Origin of the sequence: Nocardia sp. NPDC050630 (assembly GCF_044457245.1) — a bacterium.
Classification (GTDB): Bacteria; Actinomycetota; Actinomycetes; order Mycobacteriales; family Mycobacteriaceae; genus Nocardia.
Genome location: NZ_JBITGN010000004.1, coordinates 493,498 through 500,138 on the forward strand (window position 1 = coordinate 493,498; position 6,641 = coordinate 500,138).

5 protein-coding genes are annotated in these 6,641 nt (G+C 66.2%); 2 read left to right on the forward strand and 3 right to left on the reverse strand.

Annotation, left to right across the window (positions count from 1 at the left end; all coding sequences use genetic code 11):
* Window positions 1-59: 59 nt before the first annotated feature.
* The 3 genes from ACIBG0_RS14880 to ctaD form a co-directional block, all read right to left on the reverse strand.
* Window positions 60-860, reverse strand: a complete 801-nt coding sequence (locus tag ACIBG0_RS14880; RefSeq protein ID WP_397032654.1) for a peptidyl-tRNA hydrolase — start codon at window positions 858-860, stop codon at window positions 60-62.
* A 169-nt stretch (window positions 861-1,029) separates the two neighbouring features.
* A complete protein-coding gene (serB, locus tag ACIBG0_RS14885) occupies window positions 1,030-2,253 on the reverse strand; it encodes a phosphoserine phosphatase SerB (protein WP_397032656.1) in 1,224 nt (407 codons plus the stop codon).
* 142 nt (window positions 2,254-2,395) lie between these two features.
* Complete coding sequence (gene ctaD, locus ACIBG0_RS14890; protein ID WP_397032658.1) at window positions 2,396-4,138, reverse strand: cytochrome c oxidase subunit I; 1,743 nt, start codon at window positions 4,136-4,138, stop codon at window positions 2,396-2,398.
* A 302-nt stretch (window positions 4,139-4,440) separates the two neighbouring features.
* On the opposite strand from ctaD, the gene ACIBG0_RS14895 reads away from it, so the two are divergent.
* Together ACIBG0_RS14895 and ACIBG0_RS14900 are read left to right on the forward strand one after the other, a co-directional pair.
* Window positions 4,441-5,265, forward strand: coding sequence for a VOC family protein (locus tag ACIBG0_RS14895; RefSeq protein WP_397032712.1), 825 nt, complete (start codon window positions 4,441-4,443; stop codon window positions 5,263-5,265).
* A 132-nt stretch (window positions 5,266-5,397) separates the two neighbouring features.
* Window positions 5,398-6,495: an ABC transporter substrate-binding protein gene (locus ACIBG0_RS14900; RefSeq protein WP_397032660.1), complete on the forward strand. Its 1,098-nt coding sequence runs from the start codon at window positions 5,398-5,400 to the stop codon at window positions 6,493-6,495.
* Window positions 6,496-6,641 lie beyond the last annotated feature (146 nt).

The window sequence follows — 6,641 nt, forward strand, 5'->3', positions numbered from 1 at the left end:
TTTCAGGGGACTCATCGGTGCAGCCGAACATCCGCGCGACGATCATTGCCAGCGGGCAATCATGATTGTCCCGGTACCGCGATCACAGTTATCGAACCCGGCGCGACCTCGGTGAAACCGGCGTCCCGGACCGCGACGGCCTGTCCGCGAGACACCTGCTCGCACAGCGACGCCCACCGCTGCGGTCCGGATTCGCGCACCGCGCATCGGAACTCGCGCTGCGACCACCGCAGCGCCTCCTCCGCGGTAAGCGCACCGGCGAGCAACATGCTGGCGTGACCGACCTGCGCTGCGGCCTTGCCGAGCGTCATGCCGAGCTTCGCATTCACCCACAGCACCGGCAGGTCGGGATCGGCGGGTCCGGGATCGTCGTGTTCGAGATCGGTGCCATTGATCTGCAGCCGCCTGATCCGCGGGTCGACCGCACCGACCGGCCCCGGCACGAAGGCCCGCGCCTGCGCACCATCCACCTCGACGGTCACCCCGTCGACCTCATCGGCGGCCAGCCACTGCGCACCGCGCGCCCGCCGCGCCACCTTGCGGATCCGGGACCGCTTCCAGGCCAGGAACCGCTGCTCCCACACCCCCTCAGGTCCGACCCGCTCATCCAGGCACAGCGCCACCGTGGCCGCCGCAGCGGCCTCCAGCAGCGCAGTGCGTCGCGGCGGATCGACCTTCGGAATGTGCAGCACCATCTGCATGGCCTGCACCAGGGCGGGATCCTCGGGATCGCCGAGACCGCCGTAACCGCGCGCCAGTTCCGCATGTCGAATGCGGAAACCCTCGACACCCGTTGACAATTCGGGCTCCGCCGTACCACCGTCCCGGAATCCGGCGGTGCTCTCCGGGATACTCGACATCACTCCACCTCGATCGTCGACATGCTGCGCGGACGCGACCTCTCTCGGCTGGTCGCACTCGAGTGCAAGTTTCGTGAAGCCCGCCGAATTCCCGCTCGAGTCCTGTACGCCGAACCGTCTGGAGCGACTTCCAGCACCACATCCTCCGGAGATAATCGCCGGACGTGAGTCAGCTGCCGACGAGCGGCACGCGACGTATTCCGCCGTCGCGTGCATCGGCAGCCTCCACCTCGTCGCGGGTCACGCCGAGGATGAACAGGACGGCGTCCAAGTAGGGGTGCGAGAGAGCCGCATCGGCGACCTCGCGCAACGCCGGCTTCGCATTGAAGGCGACACCGAGCCCGGCCGCATTGAGCATGTCGATGTCGTTGGCACCGTCGCCGACCGCCACGGTCTGCTCCATCGGCACCCCCGCCTCCGCGGCGAACTTGCGCAGCGCAGTGGCCTTGAAGGCACGGTCGACGATTTCTCCGACTACCCGGCCGGTGAGCTTGCCGTCCACAACCTCGAGCGTATTGGCCTGCACGAAGTCCAATTCCAGCTCATGCGCGAGTGGTTCGATCACTTGCCGGAAGCCGCCCGACACCACACCGCAGCGGAACCCGATGCGGCGCAAGGTTCGGATGGTGGTGCGCGCGCCCGGCGTCAGCTCGATCCGCTCCGCGACCTCCTCGATCACCGATTCGTCCAGCCCCTCGAGGGTCGCGACCCGCTGACGCAGTGACTCGGCGAAGTCGATTTCGCCGCGCATGGCCGCCTCGGTGACCTCGCGGACCTGATCCTCTACCCCGGCGTGTGCGGCGAGCATCTCGATCACCTCGCCCTGAATCAGGGTCGAATCGACATCGAAGACGATCAGTCGTTTGCCCCGGCGGGCCAGTCCGGCCCGCTCCACCGCGACGTCGACCTGTTCGGCGACCGCGACCTCGGCCAGCGCCGTGCGCAGCCTGGCATCGGAATCCGGGCCGGTATCGGTGGCGGTAACCATGAGTTCCATGCCGGTCACCGGGTAGTCGGCAATGCCGCGGATGGTGTCGATATTGGCGCCGAGCGCGGCGAGCTGGCGCGAGACCGAACTGAATGCGCGCGCGGTCACCGGCGCGCCGAGGATGACCACCGCATGGGTGGACATCGGCTGCCTGCCGATCTGCGCGTCGACTTCGACATCGACATGCATACCGACGGTATTCATCGCCTCTTCGAGCTCGTCCTGCAGCGCCTCGGGATCACTCGGGCAGGTGACAAGCACGCCGAGGGTCAATCGGCCACGGATGACGACCTGCTCCACATCCAGCAGGCTCACGTGATGCCGCGACATCGCCGCGAGCAGCACGGAGGTCACACCGGGCCGGTCGGGTCCGGTGACGGTGGCGAGGACGGTGGTGTCGGCCAACTGAGGTGCTCCAAGTTAGTTGTTTGCCGGAGCTGTGCTGGACCCCGATGTCGCAACGCTCCGGTTGATGCTTCTCCCACAAATGAGTGTGCACCCACTGATACCAGCAGGTGCACGACTCATCGTGGTGACGCTACTGCGCCTAGTGCTTTGCCAGGGCGCCTTCGTGTACCTCGGTGGCATGTTTGCCCGAGCCCCAGCCGACATGTGCCTCGGCCCGCATCCGCTCCACCATGTGCGGGTAGTGCAGTTCGAAAGCGGGACGCTCGGAACGGATGCGCGGCAGTTCGTAGAAGTTGTGCCGCGGCGGCGGGCAGGTGGTGGCCCACTCCAGTGAGTTGCCGTAACCCCACGGATCATCCACCGTGACGACCTCGCCGTAACGGTAGCTCTTGAACACATTCCAGATGAACGGCAGCATCGACGCGCCCAGGATGAAGGCACCGATGGTGGAAATGGTGTTCAGCGTGGTGAACCCGTCACCGGGCAGGTAGTCGGCGTAGCGGCGCGGCATACCTTCGGCGCCGAGCCAGTGCTGCACCAGGAAGGTGGTGTGGAAGCCGATGAAGGTGGTCCAGAAGTGCCATTTGCCCAGGCGCTCGTCCAGCATGCGTCCGGTGATCTTCGGGAACCAGAAGTAGATACCGGCGTAGGTGGCGAACACGATGGTGCCGAAGAGCACATAGTGGAAGTGGGCTACGACGAAGTACGAGTCGGTGACGTGGAAGTCCAGGGGCGGGCTGGCCAGGATGACGCCGGACAGGCCGCCGAAGAGGAAGGTGACCAGGAAGCCGAGGGAGAACAGCATCGGCGTCTCGAAGGTGAGCTGGCCGCGCCACATGGTGCCGATCCAGTTGAAGAACTTCACACCGGTCGGGACGGCGATCAGGAAGGTCATGAACGAGAAGTACGGCAGCAGCACCGCACCGGTGGCGTACATGTGGTGCGCCCACACCGCGATCGACAGCGCCGCGATTCCCAGGGTCGCGTAGACCAATGTGGTGTAACCGAAGATCGGCTTACGGGAGAAGACCGGGAAGATCTCCGAAACGATGCCGAAGAACGGCAGCGCGATGATGTACACCTCGGGGTGGCCGAAGAACCAGAACAGGTGCTGGTAGAGCAGGATGCCGCCGGTGGCCGGATCGTAGATGTGGCCACCGAGGTGGCGGTCGTAGGCCAAGCCGAACAGCGCGGCGGTCAGCAGCGGGAAGGCGAGCAGCACCAAGACGCTGGTGACGGCGATGTTCCAGGTGAAGATCGGCAGCCGGAACATGGTCATGCCGGGGGCACGCAGGCAGACCACGGTGGTCAGCATGTTGACGCCACCGAGGATGGTGCCCAGACCGGAGACCGCAAGGCCGAGGATCCACAGGTCGGTGCCCACGCCGGGCGAGTGCAGGATATCGGTCAGCGGCACGTACGCCGTCCACCCGAAGTCCGCGGCGCCGCCGGGGGTAATGAAGCCCGCGGTCGCCATGGTCGCGCCGAATGCGTACAGCCAGTAGCTGAAGGCATTCAGTCGCGGGAAGGCGACGTCGGGTGCGCCGATCTGCAGCGGCAGCACGATATTGGCGAAGCCGAACACGATCGCGGTCGCGTAGAACAGCAGCATGATCGTGCCGTGCATGGTGAACAGCTGGTTGAACTGCTCCGGAGACAGGAACTGCAGACCCGGCCGCGCCAGCTCACCACGCATCAGCAGGGCCATCAGACCACCGATGAGGAAGAACGCCATCGAGGTGGTCAGGTACATGACACCGAGGACCTTGGGGTCGGTGGTGGTGACCATCTTGACGATGAACGAGCCCTTCGGCCCGGTCCGAGCCGGATACGGCCGAGTCGCTTCCAACTGAGGGACTGGCTTTGGCTCTACGGCAGTCACTGATCCTCCTGAAAGGTGCCTTTAGGTCGCTCCGCAGGCTCCGCTGCTCGCATCCGCCCCACAACCGGGGACAGACGAGGAGTTCGCTTGCGCTCCTGAGATCGTAAACGGTGCTGTCGCGGCGATCCGCACGGGTCCTACTCTGCGTCGTATTTCACGCTGCGGGCAACTACGGCGACAATCTGCATTCGGCCGCGGCGCGTGCGATGACTTTCCCGACCCGCCGACGTCTCTATCGGTGACAGTGATCCACTCTCTCGGCAAGGAGATCCTTGATGAGTACAGCATCGCGTAGTGATTCGATGAGCGGCGGCAGTCGGGCAACCGGTGGGCCCGCACCAAAGACCGGCGATCCCTGCTGGGTCGACGTCTACACCTCTGATCCAGACGGTGCCATTGACTTCTACGGCCAGTTGTTCGGCTGGACCGCCGATCGCGCGGACGAGGAATTCGGCGGCTACATCACCTTCCGCAAGGACGGAAAGGCCGTCGCGGGTGGCATGGGCAAGAGCAAGGACGGAGTCGAGGGACCCGACCAATGGACGGTCTACCTCGCCTCGCCCGATGCCAAGGCCACCGCAGATGCGGCCGCTGCGCACGGCGGCGTGGTCGTCGTGCCACCCATGGATGTGGGCGACCTCGGCGCGATGGCCGTGCTCGGCGATGTCGGCGGCGCGGGCGTCGGTATCTGGCAACCCGGCACCTTCGGCGGTTTCGAGACCATCGGCATCGCCTCGGGCGGCAAATGGAGCGACCACGTCGGCATCCCGTCCTGGTTCGAACTCCACACCCGTGATTACGCGCGCTCGCTCGACTTCTACCGCGAGGTCTTCGGCTGGAACGATACCTTCGCCATCTCCGACTCCCCGGAGTTCCGCTACACCACCATCCACGCCACCACCCCGATGCTCGGCGGTGTCATGGATGCCTCGGCATACCTGCCCAAGGGCGTACCGGCGGGTTGGAAGATCTACTTCGGCGCCGATGACGTCGACGCGGCCGTAGCCAAGGTCGTCGAGTTGGGCGGCACCGTGCTGGCCCAGCCCGAGGACACCCCCTACGGCCGGATCGCGCAGGTCGCCGACCCGACCGGGGCACGTTTCAGCATCGGCGGCAATACGAAGTAGCCGATCGACCGCACGGAATCCGCTGTAGGACAGCAGGATTCCGCGCGGCCCGCCGCTCCGGCGCGGACGCGGCATGCGCGCGGTGGTGGCCTTCGCGTCCCGGCACCCACACCACGCGGTACCCTCACCCGCATGCCGGTGAGCGCTCTTGTTCGCACCCGAAACCGCACAGACTTCCGCCGATACGACACCGCCAGGAATCACGCGGTCCGGCACGGGGGCACCGCGGTCGCCCTGCTCTGCGCCGCATTGCTGGTCGCGGGCTGCAGTCAGCAGGACGACGCCAGCTCGATCATTCGCACCACGACGAATATCGCGGGCGCGGGTGTAGTAGGCCTCGAGCGCGACACCTCGCAGGCCTGTCCGCTGCCGAGCGCACCCGATCCGTCGAACGGCAAGACCCGCACCGTCACCCACGCCGCGGGCACCTCGGAAGTGCCCGCGGATCCGCAGCGCGTCGTGGTGTTGTCCACCTCCGCCTTGGACGCCGCCTGCGCGGTCGGCCTGTGGGAACGGGTCGTCGGCGCGGTTCCGATCGACGGACCCCGCTCGCAGCCCATGTATCTCGGTTACGGCGTGCTGAAGATTCCCGCGGTCGGTTCGGCGGTACAGCCCGATCTCGGACAGATCGCCGCCCTGCATCCGGATCTGATCGTCGGCGATATATCCAGTGGCCCAGGCGGTTTCGCCGCGTTGCAGGCGATCGCGCCGACCGTTCTGGCCGATCCCGCCAGCGGCTGGCAGGCCGAATTCAACACGCTCGCAGCCGGTCTCGGGCGTCGCAATGCCGCGGCAACGGCATTGGAGAACTACCGCAACGAAGCACGCGAGACCGGTAATACCCTGGGCGCCAGCCAGTCCCAAGCCTCGGTGGTGCGCTTCACGGCCGATCAGGATCAGGTCCAAGGCAGCAATAGTTTCGCGGGACAGGTCCTCGCCGATGTGGGCGTGCAGCGGCCGACCGCGCAGCGCGGCACCTCATTCGAGGTGACCGAACAGGATCTGACCAAGGTCGAGGGCGACATCATCTACGTCATCTTCGCGGGCGAAACCGGTGAGCAGCACGGTAAGGCAGTGCTGCGCAGCGATGCCTGGAAGGATCTCAGCGCCTCCGCCGATAAGCGCGTCTTCGCGGTCGAAGACACCGTGTGGCACGGTAACGGACTCACCGCGGCCCGTGCACTGCTCGCCGATCTGCGCAGCAGCTTGAACGGTTACGTCACCGACTGAATTGTTGGCCGCGGCTCCGCAGCGCGTGTTCGCGGACTCTGTCTGATTGCGGCGCCTGCGGCGCCGCGTGTTCGCGGCCCCCTGGTGTCTCGCGTCCGAGCCGTCGAGACTCGCGACTTCGTCGCATGCGCTTCGACGACTCGGAC

What these genes read in the sequence shown, in the direction of transcription:
- ACIBG0_RS14880 (WP_397032654.1), bottom strand. Translation starts at nt 860, where the DNA reads ATGTCGAGTATCCCGGAGAGCACCGCCGGATTCCGGGACGGTGGTACG.
- ACIBG0_RS14895 (WP_397032712.1), top strand. Translation starts at nt 4,441, where the DNA reads ATGAGCGGCGGCAGTCGGGCAACCGGTGGGCCCGCACCAAAGACCGGC.
- ACIBG0_RS14900 (WP_397032660.1), top strand. Translation starts at nt 5,398, where the DNA reads ATGCCGGTGAGCGCTCTTGTTCGCACCCGAAACCGCACAGACTTCCGC.